Annotated in this window: 12 protein-coding genes; 11 read left to right on the top strand and 1 reads right to left on the bottom strand. The window is 56.8% G+C overall.

Translation table 11 applies throughout. The annotated features are described in order from the left end of the window. Positions 1-117 precede the first annotated feature (117 nt). Together C7G41_RS30525 and C7G41_RS30520 are read left to right on the top strand one after the other, a co-directional pair. Positions 118-1,368, top strand: a complete 1,251-nt coding sequence (locus C7G41_RS30525; RefSeq protein ID WP_306768067.1) for a cytochrome-c peroxidase — start codon at positions 118-120, stop codon at positions 1,366-1,368. Beyond that, entirely contained in the window at positions 1,365-3,899 is a 2,535-nt protein-coding gene (locus C7G41_RS30520; RefSeq protein WP_106946007.1) for a two-component system VirA-like sensor kinase, read from the top strand. Before C7G41_RS30525 ends, C7G41_RS30520 begins: the two co-directional genes overlap by 4 nt. Here the strand turns inward: C7G41_RS30520 and C7G41_RS30515 are convergent. Beyond that, positions 3,871-4,509: an HD domain-containing protein gene (locus C7G41_RS30515; protein ID WP_106946006.1), complete on the bottom strand. Its 639-nt coding sequence runs from the start codon at positions 4,507-4,509 to the stop codon at positions 3,871-3,873. The two genes, C7G41_RS30520 and C7G41_RS30515, sit on opposite strands and share 29 nt — an antisense overlap. Before the next feature lie 462 nt (positions 4,510-4,971). Between C7G41_RS30515 and C7G41_RS30510 the strand changes: the two genes are divergently transcribed. From C7G41_RS30510 to C7G41_RS30465, 9 genes are all read left to right on the top strand, one after another. Then, positions 4,972-5,484 (top strand): Dps family protein, encoded by a 513-nt coding sequence (locus tag C7G41_RS30510; RefSeq protein WP_106946005.1) that lies wholly within the window; start codon positions 4,972-4,974, stop codon positions 5,482-5,484. A 21-nt stretch (positions 5,485-5,505) separates the two neighbouring features. Beyond that, on the top strand, positions 5,506-6,234 hold the full coding sequence (locus C7G41_RS30505) for a gluconate 2-dehydrogenase subunit 3 family protein (protein ID WP_245446776.1): 729 nt from the start codon (positions 5,506-5,508) through the stop codon (positions 6,232-6,234). 1 nt (position 6,235) lies between these two features. Then, entirely contained in the window at positions 6,236-8,014 is a 1,779-nt protein-coding gene (locus tag C7G41_RS30500) for a GMC family oxidoreductase (protein ID WP_106946003.1), read from the top strand. Further along, positions 8,007-9,260 (top strand): cytochrome c, encoded by a 1,254-nt coding sequence (locus tag C7G41_RS30495; RefSeq protein ID WP_106946002.1) that lies wholly within the window; start codon positions 8,007-8,009, stop codon positions 9,258-9,260. Before C7G41_RS30500 ends, C7G41_RS30495 begins: the two co-directional genes overlap by 8 nt. Before the next feature lie 1,443 nt (positions 9,261-10,703). Continuing rightward, positions 10,704-11,129 carry a DUF302 domain-containing protein gene (locus C7G41_RS30485; protein ID WP_106946000.1) on the top strand — a complete coding sequence of 142 codons (426 nt, stop codon included), beginning with the start codon at positions 10,704-10,706 and terminating at the stop codon, positions 11,127-11,129. A 17-nt stretch (positions 11,130-11,146) separates the two neighbouring features. Further along, entirely contained in the window at positions 11,147-11,911 is a 765-nt protein-coding gene (locus C7G41_RS30480; RefSeq protein WP_106945999.1) for an HD domain-containing protein, read from the top strand. Positions 11,912-12,058: 147 nt separating this feature from the next. Further along, a complete protein-coding gene (locus C7G41_RS30475; RefSeq protein WP_106945998.1) occupies positions 12,059-12,886 on the top strand; it encodes an alpha/beta fold hydrolase in 828 nt (275 codons plus the stop codon). 121 nt (positions 12,887-13,007) lie between these two features. Beyond that, positions 13,008-13,979 carry an MBL fold metallo-hydrolase gene (locus C7G41_RS30470; protein WP_106945997.1) on the top strand — a complete coding sequence of 324 codons (972 nt, stop codon included), beginning with the start codon at positions 13,008-13,010 and terminating at the stop codon, positions 13,977-13,979. Positions 13,980-14,023: 44 nt separating this feature from the next. Next, complete coding sequence (locus tag C7G41_RS30465) at positions 14,024-14,461, top strand: DsrE family protein (RefSeq protein WP_106945996.1); 438 nt, start codon at positions 14,024-14,026, stop codon at positions 14,459-14,461. The last annotated feature ends 305 nt before the right edge of the window (positions 14,462-14,766 follow it).

The following is a 14,766-nucleotide window of genomic DNA, read 5'->3' as shown; positions in this document are numbered from 1 at the left end:
CGCAGAGTCTCTATACTGGGGATGGTAGGAGAGAGATATGCGGAGAGATTGTAGGTTTGTTCGTCGCGCGGCAGTAGAGTGCTTGCGGGATCTGATGATAGTCAATGCGACTAGGTCATGGCGGCTGTATCGTCGACCGCGGTTCAAAGTAACGCCGGGCTGGTTTGTGGACGCAGGTCGAGCCCAGTTATCGGTGCGGGTGTTGAATTTTACTTGCCGGTTTGGGGGCTTCGCTGCGGGGCCGCGTCCCGAGCTGTTACTCGCAATCTGCTTGTCCGCCGTCGTCAATGTCGTGGTTGCCTTCGCCGAGCACATCTACGCGAGCGTCGCCTTGAGGGAATCAACGCATCGAGAAGAAAACCGCAGAGCGGTCCCCGAAGCGTTGGGGCGCGTGAAATGATCATAAGGCGCAATCGGCAGATGCTGTGGATTCTCATGATTGCGGTCGCCACAATATCGGCCTTGCTGACGCGCCCTGGGATTGCGCAGCCTGCGCGAGGCGATATTCCTTTCTCACCGGAGCTATGGCAGGACAGTGGCCCTATTGCGCCCATTCCACAGCCTCCTCGAGCAGACCCGCGTAAATTGGCCTTGGGCGAGAGGCTGTTTGGCGATGCGCGACTGTCCGCCGACGAACGGCTTTCTTGCGCCAGCTGCCATGATCTTACGACAAATGGAGCTTACCCCGGTCAGAGGCAGTCAGAAGGAATCAAGCATCTCGACATACCAACTGTTTTCAACGCAGCATTAAGCTACCGCCTTACATGGGAAGGAAATACGCGGAGTCTTTCCGAGCAGGCGAGGGCATCAATAGCGGACCCCTCCGGCATGCACAGCGGCATCGAAGAAGCTGTTTCGAAATTGAGAGCAGATAGGGACTTGAACGAAGCATTTCGGGCAGCGTATGGAGCCCCTCTCAATAGCGAAAGTGTTCTTGATGCGCTTGCGACATTTGAGGAGTCACTGCTTACGCCTGGCAGCCGCTTCGACCGATGGCTTCAGGGCGACGCAGCAGCTCTTACACCAGACGAAATCCAAGGCTATCGTAGGTTCAATGAGCTTGGCTGCAGTTCCTGCCATCAAGGGGTCAGCGTCGGAGCCAATTTAGTTACCCGCCAGGGCATCTTCGTGCCCCTTGTGCTATCTGGGCCCAGGCAGGTTCGTGTCCCTAGTCTGCGCAATGTGGAAGCAACTGCTCCGTATTTTCATGATGGCAGCGCACCGACCCTGGAGGACGCGGTCCAACGAATGGCCGCCGCCCAACTCGACCGCATATTGTCCGACGATCAGGTTGCCTCGCTCGTAGCGTTCCTGAAGACCTTGACAGGGAACTTTAGGGGGAAGCCAGTCGCGAGCAGCGCGCCATGAGCGTCGCCCGCTCGGTAACTATCGTTGTCGGTCTTCTACTGCTGCTCACCTGGCTATCATGGCGTGCAATCAATCCTCACGCCGAGCAGTTCGATCGTGCGCTAGACGAACTCGATCACCTCGGTCTCGTTCAAGATGCCCTATATCGGGATCTTCTCGCGACGCGTATCGGCCTCTTACGAAATTACGACTCGCTTGTGAGTGAGATGAATGCGTTACGTTATTCAGTCGCTCACTTGCAGGAGATCGGATCGTCCGATGGGCAGACCGGGGAGGCCATAAGCCGTGTAAGGGCGTCGATTGATCGAGAGGAGCAACTCGTCGAATCGTTCAAGCGCGAGAACGCGGTCCTTCGTAACTCGCTGTCATTCTTTGCCCGATTTGAGACTCGTTCAGATTCGCGCGAGCTTGATGTTGCGATCGGCGCTGCTGCGACAGCAATTCTTCATCTTACCCTGGACACATCGCCTGACGCTATCACTCAAGCGGCGATGCGGCTCGAGGATCTCAAGCGCCAAGCGGAACGAAGCGGACAGTCTGTTGCAGTTCAGCCGCTACTAGCGCATGGAAGTCTGCTGCACAGGCTCCTACCCTCGGTGGACACCTCGTTGAAGGAGGCGATGGTATTGGCCCAAAAGACTGACCTGAACACCCTTCGCCGGCTGATCCAGCTGCGCCAACTCTCTTCCAGGAATGAGGCGCGATCTTACAGAGCCCTGTTGTATACTACGTCATTGGTGTTGCTGACATTCCTTGTTCAGCTCGGAGTGCGTCTGAAAGCCCTGGTGGGCGACCTCCACAGGCGCGTCGCGTTGGAGCACCTCCTCGCCGACATTTCGATGCAGTTTGTAAACGCGGAGCCAGATGGCAGCGACACACTGATCCAACGCGCCATAGTGGAATTCGCACGTCATGTCGGCTGTCATCGGGCTTACCTCGTGGTGCCGGGATCGACCGCGAATCCATACCTCTGGCAACGGACGGACGCGCCCTTTCCACCTGGCTGGCCGGAAGCGGCTCCGGAACTTGCAATACAAATGCGAGACGGTGAAGACCGTGCGATCAGCGTCCGGCAAGTGAGCCGTCTGCCCGCAGGGCGCTGCAAGTCTCTTCTGGAGGCACTCGGCATCAGCGGATGGACGTGCGCAACGGGCATTGATCGCAACGGGAGACTGATCGCGCTAGGCCTTGAGGTAGTGTCTCAAGAAGGCTCGCTTCTCAAATCCGGAGAACTTGTCTTGCTGCGGATGTTGCTGGACATATTGATCCACGCGATCGACCGCAGGTCTGTTGAGGAGGAGCGTGTCCGTCTTCACAGGCGCGTGCAGCATGCGAGTCGAATGGAAAAGATCGGAACCTTTACGAGCGGTATCGCCCATAACTTTAACAATATTCTTGGCGGCATTTTGGGACACGCCGAGATGATGGAAGAGCTAATTGGCGGCCGGGGGGATAAGGTGCGTCATCTCAGTGGCATACGAAGAAGCGCGGAGCGCGGGCGCGATCTGATTGGCCAAATGTTGGTGTTCGGCCGATACCGCGAGATCCGCCGGTTACCTGTCAGCATTGTTGATCTGGTCGGGGAGACGATATCACTTTTACAAGTCTCGCTAGCCATAGGAATTGAATTGGAGATGAGGTCGGTTGCTGGCGATGCGATTGTCAATGGAGAGGCTGCTCAATTGCAGCAGGTCCTCATGAACCTCTGCCGGAACGCTGCGAGCGCAATGGGAGGCACGGGCCGCATTCAAGTCGATGTCGAACTCCTCCAAATTGCGAGAGCAAGTTCTCTCAGCCACGATGAGATCGAGTCCGGCGATTATGTTAGGATTTCCGTGGTTGACGCGGGAGTTGGGATGGATGGGACCGTACTCGATCGCATATTTGAGCCATTCTTCACAACGAAGCCAGATGGCAATGGGCTCGGGCTCGCAACAGTGCGCGAGATCGTCCGCGAGCATGGTGGTGGGATCAATGTTGAGAGCCTCCCGGGCGAGGGAAGCAGGTTTGAGGTTTGGTTGCCTGCCAGCGTCTGCACTGCGGCGGCCGCTCCGTCACCAAAAGGGCGGCTGAAGGCTCACATCCCGGGCCAGGGGGAGGTCGTCATGCTGGTAGGGCCTGACAAGGATCGGCTGCTTGGAGAAGAAGAGAAGCTTGCCGCGTTGGGCTATGAAGCGGTTGGGTTTTCGACGGCTGAGGCGGCAATACAAGCATCCGAGGCATGCCCCGATCGCTTCGACTTCGTGGTGGTGGGGCAACTTGGCTCCTTGGATTACTCCCTTGAAGTAGCCAACGACCTCCACGAGGCGCTCCCTGCTACACCGATTATTGTTGCAGCGAGGTCTTCATCCGACATAGACCCCGACAAACTGTTGGCTGCCGGCATCTCAGACGTGGTCCGCTGGCCGATACTTACAGAAGAGATCGCGGCCTCCCTGTCCCAGTTCTCAAATGCCAGCGGACCGACAGGCCCAGTTGGGCGGACGAGTGCCCCGAGATCCGCTATCCGTCCCACCTTGAATGCCGAATGACGCTGCAGAAATTGATGGGACTGAAATTGGGATCTTTGTCCGCGAGAACGTCGGCGTTGACATTGCCGAATGTGGTATGCGGCTTGTGTTCATTTCCTCTATAGAATGTATTGATAATATCCTCCTTGAAATGCGGCGTACGTGGGTGTGCGGAAACGATTTCGAGGCGTTGTGCATCGGAGAATTCATCGTATCCAATTCCTAGCACGTCCATTTCGACCCCAGCGGTAACGAGGGCGACCACCGGATGCATGTGCACTGGGATACCGGGGGTGGTGTGCAGCGCAATGGCAGCCCAGACCAGATCGATGTCGGTTGGCGAGATCTTGTGAGCCCGCAGGAAGTCGCGAGCCGCATTGGCGCTGTCCACTTCGAACCTTTCAGTCGTGCTGGAGTACTGCGGCGTAAGGCCCATGTCGTGAAACATTGCACCCGCGTAGAGCAGTTCACGGTCGAAGGTGAGGCCGCGACGTAACCCGGTGAGCGCTCCGAAGTGATAAACTCGGCTCGAATGGTTGAAAAGAAGCTCAGATTCGGTATCGCGGACGAGCTCACGGATCTCATTGCACAGCGACGAATCTGGCGTCCTGATGTCGTTGATCGTTGTCATAGCATATGACCTTCTGTTGTTGGACCAGCAAGCCGTCCTCACGTAAGGGCGCGGAACCGGCAGCCGTTCGGGGCTGTTATTGTCGTCAACGTGGAGCGTTGGAAGTGAAAATCCGCCACTATGCATGTGATCACTCTTCATAATGCGAGAGGTCTGTCAGCAGGCTGTATCGATGCTCTTAGAGAATGCGGTCACGACATGCGCTGCTGAGTTCGACCACAGTCATCCGCGTCCTGAATACAGTGCATTTGCATCGAGCTGGTGGAGCTGCGTTGATGGTAGCTCCTCCCTGACTCTTGCCCGTCGCGCCTTGGACGCGACGGGCCTTTTTTGCGCGAAAGCATGGCGCTGCGGTTGATTGCAATCACGTCAGCTCGCGAGTGAACGAGTTTCACTTCCGGGTGTGCCGATGAAGGCGCATACCACGGGGACGAGTTAAAACAACCAAGAGGACATATTAAGATGGGCACCGCACTAGGATCCAGAAGTGTTTCTGCTCTCATTGGTTCTGAGCAAAGCCTTCCTTCGAATGTTTCTCTTGAGATCAGCAGTGCGTTAACAGACTTAGTTGCAGACGTCTTCGCGTTGTATCTGAAAACCAAAAATTTTCATTGGCACATGTCGGGAACCCACTTTCGGGACTATCACCTGCTGCTGGACGAGCAAGCCGACCAGGTTTTCGCGATGGTCGATGCGATGGCTGAGCGATGCCGAAAAATTGGCGGCCAGACGATCCGGTCTGTGGGCGAAATCGCCCGTAGGCAGCGGCTCACGGACTCTGATGTCCATGAGCTCTCCCCAGGTGCAATGCTAAGCGAGCTGCGGTCTGACAACCTCCGGCTCCGGGAATTTATGCTGGATGCTCATACTCTCTGCGAGCGACACGAAGATGTTGCGTCCGCAAGCGCGCTAGAGAATTGGATCGACGAAGCTGAAAAGCGAATTTGGTTCCTGTTTGAATCTTCGCGCAACTGAGCGGCACAAAAGGGGCGATGCATGACTGACGTTCGCCGCAGGGATCTTCTTGCCGGGGCAGCCACTCTGCTGTTCACCGTGACCGGTATCAGAGCTGCGACAATCGCTGGTCGACTGCCCTGGACCCCAAATGCTGGCGCTCCACCGCGGCCTTTCAAATTAGGGCCTTGGGAATTCTTTACCGGCGACGAGGGCCGCGCAATGGAGGCACTTGCCGACACCATTATTCCGTCAGACCCACAGGCGCCGGGCGGAAAGGATGCAGGCTGCGCTGTCTTCATCGACCGACAGTTGGCAGGACCCTACGGCAGGCAGGAGGGGCTTTATCAGCGGCCGCCATTTCTGTCTGGTGCGAAGAATCAAGGCTATCAGTCGGACATCGGGCCAGCAGAAACTTATCGGGCCGGGTTGGCTGCGATTAATAGCGTCTGCAGGGAACGTTACGGCGGAAGAGCGTTCGCCGATCTTTCGACTGACGAAAGGATCCTGTTCCTGAAAGTGTTAGAAGCCGGTGAAGTGAAGCTTCAAGGTGTCGATGGAAAGTCGTTCTTAGAACAAATGGTCAAGGACGTACAGATGGGGTTCTTTGCAGACCCAATCTACGGCGGAAACCGAGATATGGCCGGATGGAAAATGATCGGGTACCCCGGCGCCCGCTACAATTACCTCGATTGGGTCAATCGCCACAACGAGCGTTTTCCGCTCCCGCCAGTGGGGATTACTGGCAATGCCGAGTGGACGAGATGGTAGCATGGTCAAAAAGCTTCCCAGAAAAGACGTCGTCGTGGTCGGTTTCGGATGGACCGGCGCGATAATGGCGAACGAGCTCACTGACGAGGGGCTGGATGTCATTGCCATCGAGCGCGGTCCTTGGCGTGATGCCCCGACGGACTTTCCGCCAACCTACATGCAGGACGAGCTCCGCTATCGCGTTCGCCACGAGCTGTTCCTGCGACCAGATCAGCTAACATTCACATTTCGCAACACGATGAGCCAGACTGCGCTTCCGATCCGGAGTTGGGGCGCTTTTATGCCGCCGAACGGCGTCGGCGGCGGCGGCGTTCATTGGAATGGCGAGATGTGGCGCTTTTTGCCAAGCGATTTCGTGCTGAAGACGCACCTCACCGAGCGCTATGGTGAGTCGTTTCTGCCATCTGACATGACCATTCAGGATTGGGGCGTGACCTACGACGATCTTGAGCCGCATTACGACCGCTTCGAGTATCTTTGCGGCACGTCGGGCACAGCAGGAAATCTGGGCGGGGGAATTCAGGAGGGCGGCAACCCTTTTGAGGGGCCCCGGTCACGTCCCTATCCGACTCCGGCGCAGCAACAGCCGTTTAGCCATACGTTGTTCGGCAAGGCCGCCCGCGAGCTGGGCTATAAGCCATTTCCGCAGCCGTCCGGCAATCTTTCGCAGGCGTATACAAATCCATTGGGTATGCGACTTGGGCCATGCACCTATTGCGGCTTTTGCGAGTGGTTTGGCTGCAGCAACTATTCGAAAGCAAGTCCACAAACCACGATATTGCCATATCTCATTCGGAAGTCGAACTTTAGCCTTCGAGACAATTCGGAGGTCATTCGGATCAATCTCGATCGCGCAGGGAGGCATGCAACTGGCGTGACTTTCGTCGACTCTAGCGGAGATGAGTGGGAGCAACCGGCGGATCTGGTGATTCTATCTGCCTATGCTTTGTTCAACGTCCAGCTTCTTCTGCATTCCAAGATCGGCCAACCCTACGACCCTGTCACGAACACGGGCGTCGTAGGGCGTAACTACACCCACCAGACCGTCTCGACCGTGAACGGGTTTTTCGATAACAAGAAGTTCAATTTCAATCCTTTTATTGGGTCCGGGTCGATCGGCATGTGCATCGACGAATTCAACGGCGATAACTTCGATCATGGACCACTTGGTTTCGTCGGAGGTGGCTATGTTGGGCAGGTGCAGACAGGTGCCCGTCCGATCGAGAGTACATTGGTGCCGCCGGGAACGCCCAGATGGGGAGTCGATTGGAAGAAGGCAGTCAAAGACAACTATCTCAGCACCGTAAAGCCTGGCGCCGGCGTGCACGGAAGCTTCTACGCCTACCGTGACATCTACCTCGACCTTGATCCGACCTACAAAGACCGCTTCGGACGTCCACTGATGCGGATTACGATGGATCTCAAGGAAAATGAGATCAAGCAAAATAAGTTTTTGACCGACAAGTTCGCAGAAATCATCAAAACTATGGGAGCAGAGAAGCTGGCGGTCCAGTATCGTACAGGCCCCTACGATATCACGGCCTATCAGACGACGCACCTCAACGGCGGCGCAGTGATGGGCACTGATCCCAAGACCAGCGTTCTCAATCGCTACTTGCAGAGCTGGGACGTGCCAAACCTCTTCGTCATGGGCGCAAGCGCGTTTCCTCAGAACGCCGGCTACAATCCCACGCTCACGGTTGGGGCGCTTGCTTACTGGTCGGCCGCTGCGATCCGTACTCAGTACCTCAAGAGCCCGGGAAGGCTCCTCGATGTATAGAGATCACCGCGCGCGAGCTTTCGGACTAGCAATCCGTCTTTCAGCCACTCTGGTCCTCGACGCATCTGCTGGCTCGCCGGACCAGCAAGAATTCACTGTGATCGAACGAGGACGTTACGTCTCGATCCTATCGGACTGCGGCGGTTGTCACACGGTTGCGGGGGGCAAGCCATTCGCTGGTGGTCGCCCGATCGAAACGCCATTTGGAATCATTGTATCGCCCAATATTACACCGGACCTTGAGACTGGCATCGGGGCATGGAGCGACAAGCAATTTGACGACGCGCTGAGACGAGGAATCGGATGGACGGGCGTGCATCTCTACCCGGCAATGCCTTACAATGCGTATACTCGGATGTCGAGCGACGACGTTCTGGCCATTCGAGCATACGTCAGCTCGCTCGAACCAGTTCGCCAATCGCGCAATCCGAATACGCTGCCGTTTCCCTTCAATGTCCGCTCTCTCATGGCAGTGTGGAACAAGCTCTACTTTACGGCCGGCGAATTTAAGGCTGACCCATCGAAATCGAAGGAATGGAATCGCGGCAAGTTCATTGTGGATGGTCCCGCGCATTGCGGCGCTTGTCATACCCCGAAGACCATCCTGGGAGGCGACCAGGGGGATCACTACCTGCAGGGTGCGAATTTGCAGGGCTGGTCGGCACCAGACATAACGAATGACCCTCGTACAGGACTGGGCGGCTGGACAGCGGAGGACGTCGCGCTCTATCTGAAGACAGGACACAATCGCTTCTCCGCGGCGACCGGGCCGATGGCAGAAGCCGTTGAGCTCTCGACGTCCAAGATGGCGGATGCGGACACATTGGCAATAGCCATCTATTTGAAAACGCTTCCGGGTAAAGGTTCGGAGGGAAGGGCGCCCTCGCCAATTGGTGACGACATGATGGCCGCGGGTAACGCTATCTATCGTGACCAGTGCTCGGCCTGTCACGGCATTGAGGGCAAAGGCGTGGCCTATCTCTTTCCATCGCTTGGCGCGTCCGCGATGGTTCGCTCAGATGACCCGACAACAGTGATCCGGATATTGCTTCGGGGTGCGCGTAGCGTAAGCACGAAAGCCGAGCCGACCGCTCCAGGTATGCCATCCTATGGTGGACAGCTCGACGATCACCAGATCGCAGCGGTTCTCAATTACGTGAGAAATAGCTGGGGATCTGCTTCTCCTGCCATTGAAGCTACGGATGTCACTCGAGTGCGGTCGCAGGTAACGTCGCGCGCCGACTAACCGAGGTCCGACAGCATCTCTCAGTCAGGTCGATCGCAGCGAACGCAGGCGGTGGCGCCGAGTTCACGGCACACTTAGTTTGATCCCCTTAGCTCCAGCCTCCAATGCCGCGACTATCATGAACAGCTCTTGCGCTGAAAAGAGCGGAGCAGCCGGCTGGTCACTTACGCGGTGTTTACGTCGACGACGGCGCCCACGGGCGTCACGCCAGTGAATCTTGGCTTTGTAACAGTAACCCCTCTCAAGTGAATGGCGGTGGTGCCTTAGAGATGATCATCCTTCAGCCCGTCGTTGTCGTCGATTCACTTCCATCAGGATCGAAGCCCGAGTAGTGCTAGAAAGTGGCAGGTAAGGCGCCATCCAATGACGCGCGATCGTGGTGACCTACACGGGTGGCTTATGGGTCATATACGCCGCGCTTGTCGCCGCCTTTGTTGATGCAGGCGGCGACGAGCCTGCCGCCTTCCGAAGTAACACCTTTCTATTGCAGCCCCAGGAGGGGACGGAGCCCATTTGTGGAGAGAGCGCCAGGTTCAACTTCGCGCAGGCCAACGGGGCTCGGGGGGAAAATCAACCTTAACTTCGACGCCTTCACAGCCCAATGCAGCTGGCTCGAACAGGCTGGTACTGACCTGGTGCATTTTCTCTCCAGCACCTGTGATGAACGCCTGTCGGAGCGAGATGACCCTTTGCACGACCCAGTGACCTGGAAGTGGATTAATGGCTCACTAAGGCGGCCGGAAGAAGTGAAAGCATGTTTGCCGAGTCGGAGCCGACCGTGGCAGTAAACTCGAGCGCCAAAAATTGGACCTCTGGAGGACTACGGCCCGGGCGCGGGCTGATGTTGGCGAGGTAGAGGCCGTGTCTGCCATACTCGACGGTGCACAGAAGGCGTACGGGGCATTGACGGCGTGGTCGCTTTTGTCGCCAACAACGCTCTGCCTTCCAGTCAAACTCGTCCTCTTATCCAGGCGAGGCGATGGCCTGTATGCCGCATCGAGCGGTTAACTCGCGTCCTCGCGAAGGAGTGGCGCGGATGCAGCATCACTTTCAACGCTGTCACCCCAGGCCCCACCGCGACCGACCTGATTCCCAAGGCAGTCGCATGAAGTCGTCGAGCACCTGAGAAAACCTTCGCGTGGAGCGGATAGGCGAGGCGTCCGGTATTGCAGCCGCAGTCATCTTCCTTGCTGGCCTTTATGGCCGCTGGATGAACGGTGGCATCTTGCGCGCAGAAGGCGAACTCCCCATCCGCATCCTTAGCGGTCTGGCTTCGCATCGGTATGGGGACCTATATCGTGCAGGCGTGCAGCATACTCATTCATGGATTGCTGTTCTTTCACTTCCTTCTGGGCACGAATAGCTCAGAGTGCGTGTGCGGGCTATTTCGATTATCTGCCCCTGACGTGCTGAGTTGTCGCAAGCACTGGATGAGAGAAAGCCGTGAGACTCGAAAGTAGTTACCCATTTGCTGTCACGCTCGCTCGTTTGCGATCGGGCCTTGAAGCCAGGGGCTTCAGGATCTTCGCCGTGATCGATCACCGCGGCGCGGCTCAGTCTGTCGACTTGGTTATGCCGCCGTCAACCGTGCTCATCTACGGTGATCCGCGGAGCGGCACTCCTCTGATGCTGAGCGCTCCAGACTTCGCGCTGGAGCTCCCGCTGCGGCTACTTGTTCGAGAGGGGAAGCATGGGAAAACCTATGTCACCTACAATCCCGCCGCCACTTTGGAAGGAAAGCACGGACTGGCAGCAGGTATGGCGCAAAAGCTCACCCCCGTGGAGGGCATAATCGCTAGCGCGCTGATAGCAAGCTCTGCCAACAACCGACGGATGCAGTCTAGTCAAAACGTAGATGGCTCATTTTGACCCCCGAAGGACACCCCATGCAGCTTCGTAATACTCTCACCTGCGCCGCCTTTGCGATCATGGTCGTCGGAATCCCATTGGTGCCGAGGAGCCAAGCGGAAAATGCGATGCCTACGGTGGCTGGGGCGCCTCCGAAGCTTTTTGAGTCTTTGGGAATTAGTGTACCTGACACGAAGTTGGCTCGCGACGCAGCTCAGGTTATCCGCAATAGTGAAGGCGATTTGCTCTTTCAGCACTCCATGCGCGTTTACTGTTGGGCTGCATTGGCCGGAAAGCGCAAGGGCCTGATGTTTGATCCGGAGCTTCTCTTCGTCGCGGCGATGTTCCACGACTACGGATTGACTGCAGGCTATGGAGAAAGCCACTTGCGTTATGAAGTGGATGGCGCGAACGCCGCGCGTGCCTTTTTGGAGAGCAAAGGGATATCGGAAGCTAGCCGCCAAAAGGTCTGGCTGGCGATCGCGCTGCATACCACAAATGGAATTTCCCCGCATCTGTACCCGATCGCAGTACTCCTTGCCGAAGCAGCTAACATGGATCTCGTTGGCGCCGGCTTTAACGACTTTAATGCGGCGCAGCGAAGTGCTGTCGAAGGGGCTTACCCGCGTCCGCCGGAATTCGCGGAAGGCTTCCTGCAGGCCCTCTATGAGAGCCTGAAGCACCGCCCCGAAACAACTCAAGGCACGGGTTTAGCTGATGTATTGGCCTACAAGGACCCCAATTTTCGGCGCAGGGACTTCAGCAGCCTAATGCGGACGTCGCCTTGGGTTGCGGGGCCATAGCCGCGGTGCTCTCCGTTCGCGATCCGCTCCCTTGGTGATCTCCAACATCTTAATGAGCAACGGCGAGCTTTGAACGAGCCCTGAGTAATCATCTGCTGTGCCTCTGATCTTATTTGGCACGCGGTGCAACGAAGCAGGAGATCCGCTATGCCGACGATCACAACCAAAGATGGTACGCAGATATTCTACAAGGACTTGGGCTCGGGACAGCCCATCGTATTCAGCCATGGTTGGCCGTTATCGGCCGACGACTGGGATACGCAGATGTTGTTCTTCCTTGATCGAGGCTTTCGAGTCATTGCCCATGACCGCCGTGGTCATGGACGCTCGAGCCAGTGTGGGGCCGGAAATGACATGGACCACTATGCCGACGATCTCGCCGCGCTTACCGAGCATCTTGATCTGAAAAAAGCTGTTCACGTCGGACATTCCACTGGTGGCGGGGAGGTCGTGCATTACATCGCGCGGCATGGCGAAAGCCGTGTAGCCAAAGCCGCGATCATCTCTGCAGTGCCACCTTTGATGGTCCGGACGCCCGCGAATCCGGCAGGGCTGCCGAAGTCCGTCTTCGACGACTTCCAGCGGCAATTGGCTGCGAACCGGTCTCAATTCTACTTCGACGTCGCATCGGGGCCATTCTACGGCTTCAATCGCCCGGACAGGAAGCCATCGCAGCCCGTCATCTTGAACTGGTGGCGCCAAGGCATGATGGGCGGAGCGAAAGCGCATTACGAGGGCATCGTTGCGTTCTCGCAAACCGATTTCACCGAGGATTTGAAGAAAATCAACGTGCCCGTGCTGGTGATGCACGGCGATGACGATCAAATCGTGCCGTATGCCGATTCGGCGCCGCTTTCCGCAAAGCTCCTGACCAAGAGTACGCTGAAAACTTACAAGGGATTCCCCCACGGCATGCCAACGACGGAATCAGAGACCATCAATGCAGACCTCTTGGGATTCATCAGCAGTCAGTGATGTGGCTGACCGCCCAGCGCGCTGTCCGTGCGCGATAAGGGATCTTTCGTTCACCTCGAAATGGCGCTCACCACGCTTGTGGTGCGCCTGGACTGTTGAGCGGCATCCGTAGGAGAAGCCCATGGCTACTATCAAGCAGCATGTTATGTCGCGACGTGGATTCTGTCTGTGCTGCATGGCGGCCACGACAGTTGCGGCGGCCGGCGACTGGCTCTCGCCGCGACAGGCTTTCGCGGAAGCGCGCAACATCGTAGACCTGATCCGAGATGACGCAGCCAAAACCCCGATCAAAGTGCATAAGTTGAGAGGCAATGTCAGCGTCCTGGAAGGATCCGGCGGCAATATCGCTGTGCTGACAGGCGCCGACGGCAAGGTCTTTATTGATGCTGGCATCGCCGTATCTCGGCCTCGCATCTTGGAAGCTGCGAACGGGTTGAGCCGCGATCCGATTTCCCACCTGATCAACACGCATTGGCACTTCGACCATACAGACGGGAATCAGTGGTTAAACGCAGAAGGAGCGGCAATAACCGCTCATGAGAACACTCACAAGCATCTGTTGGCCGCGCAGAGGGTGGACGATTGGGATTTCAACTTCCCGTCGTCTCCACTGCCGGCCGCTCCAGCTGAAACCTTCTCGTCCGAAAAAGCCCTCAAACTCAACGGCTCCACGCTTCTTCTTAAGTACTACGGTCCCGCACACACCGACAGCGACTTATCGGTGACCATACCCGAAGCTGAGGTCCTTCATTGTGGCGACACTTACTGGAACGGCATCTATCCCTTCATCGACTATTCAACAGGCGGAAACATCGATGGGATGATCAGGGCTGCCGATGCGAATGTTGCCGCTGCATCGGATGGGACGATTGTCATCCCAGGGCACGGCAAACCGATCAGCAACAGAGCTGAACTTGTAGCATATCGCGCCATGCTTGTCGCAATCCGCGACAATGTCGGCAAGCTCAAGCAGCAGGGCCGCTCGCTAGATGAAACAATTATAGCCAAGCCGACGGCGGCGTTCGACGCAAAGTGGGGCCAGTTTCTTATCGGTCCGGCGTTCTTCACCCGGCTAGTTTATGAGGGCGTCTAACTGCTTACCGTTTCGCAGCCATCTTCGGTAAAAGGAGAGTTCGTATGCAACCTTCCGAAAAACCACTTCATATCGACATTCCGGTAACACTCCAGAACGTAAAGACAGTATATAGCATCGGTGCGCTCGCCTTCGAAGGCGATCTGCCGGCATGCATGTTCCACCTTCAGCTTATTACCAACGATATCGCGGAGTCGCATGCTGCGTCGGAAGTCATCGCAGTGTTTCACACAAATGCCGGCCACGTGACGCTGCACGATCGCGCTTACAACATCGATAGAAACATTGCCACCGGGAATCCCTACACAGATCTCGTGACAGACCTGATGAAGCGCGGTGTGGGCGTAGAGCTGTGCGGCGCGACCGCTAAGGTACATGGCTGGGGCAATGCCGACCTGCTCCCCGGCATAAAAGTCAACACGGATGCCATGGCGAGAACGACGGAGCTGGTTCAGAAAGGATACGTGAAGATTACCGAATAGCGCAATCAGGTGGTGCGATCCGAGCAACAGCATTGCACGGCAAAAAGGCGGCGGAGCTGATGCTGGTCCGGCCGATGTGTGGTGACGTATCCCAACGGAGAAAGCACAATGCGTGTTATCTTTGGGTTGTGCTTTTTGATTGGTCTATGTGCTTCTGCGAACGGCGCCGCAGGATCGCATCGTAATTTTCGACATGCCATTGTTAGGCCTGGTCAGGCAATCTTGCCAAATTGCATCACTTCGGGCCGTGTGTGTATCTATCGCGACAACTCCGTTCCCGGCGGACTGCGGACTGACCACGACGA

The sequence above is a fragment of the Bradyrhizobium sp. MOS002 genome, from assembly GCF_003020115.1.
In the GTDB taxonomy this organism is placed as follows: domain Bacteria; phylum Pseudomonadota; class Alphaproteobacteria; order Rhizobiales; family Xanthobacteraceae; genus Bradyrhizobium.
The sequence above is the reverse complement of the archived record's forward strand: the minus strand, read 5'-3'. Positions and strand labels throughout refer to the sequence as shown.

What these genes read in the sequence shown, in the direction of transcription:
- C7G41_RS30495 (WP_106946002.1), top strand. Translation starts at nt 8,007, where the DNA reads ATGTATAGAGATCACCGCGCGCGAGCTTTCGGACTAGCAATCCGTCTT.
- C7G41_RS30515 (WP_106946006.1), bottom strand. Translation starts at nt 4,509, where the DNA reads ATGACAACGATCAACGACATCAGGACGCCAGATTCGTCGCTGTGCAAT.
- C7G41_RS30525 (WP_306768067.1), top strand. Translation starts at nt 118, where the DNA reads ATGGCGGCTGTATCGTCGACCGCGGTTCAAAGTAACGCCGGGCTGGTT.
- C7G41_RS30505 (WP_245446776.1), top strand. Translation starts at nt 5,506, where the DNA reads ATGACTGACGTTCGCCGCAGGGATCTTCTTGCCGGGGCAGCCACTCTG.
- C7G41_RS30500 (WP_106946003.1), top strand. Translation starts at nt 6,236, where the DNA reads ATGGTCAAAAAGCTTCCCAGAAAAGACGTCGTCGTGGTCGGTTTCGGA.
- C7G41_RS30470 (WP_106945997.1), top strand. Translation starts at nt 13,008, where the DNA reads ATGGCTACTATCAAGCAGCATGTTATGTCGCGACGTGGATTCTGTCTG.
- C7G41_RS30475 (WP_106945998.1), top strand. Translation starts at nt 12,059, where the DNA reads ATGCCGACGATCACAACCAAAGATGGTACGCAGATATTCTACAAGGAC.
- C7G41_RS30510 (WP_106946005.1), top strand. Translation starts at nt 4,972, where the DNA reads ATGGGCACCGCACTAGGATCCAGAAGTGTTTCTGCTCTCATTGGTTCT.
- C7G41_RS30465 (WP_106945996.1), top strand. Translation starts at nt 14,024, where the DNA reads ATGCAACCTTCCGAAAAACCACTTCATATCGACATTCCGGTAACACTC.
- C7G41_RS30520 (WP_106946007.1), top strand. Translation starts at nt 1,365, where the DNA reads ATGAGCGTCGCCCGCTCGGTAACTATCGTTGTCGGTCTTCTACTGCTG.
- C7G41_RS30480 (WP_106945999.1), top strand. Translation starts at nt 11,147, where the DNA reads ATGCAGCTTCGTAATACTCTCACCTGCGCCGCCTTTGCGATCATGGTC.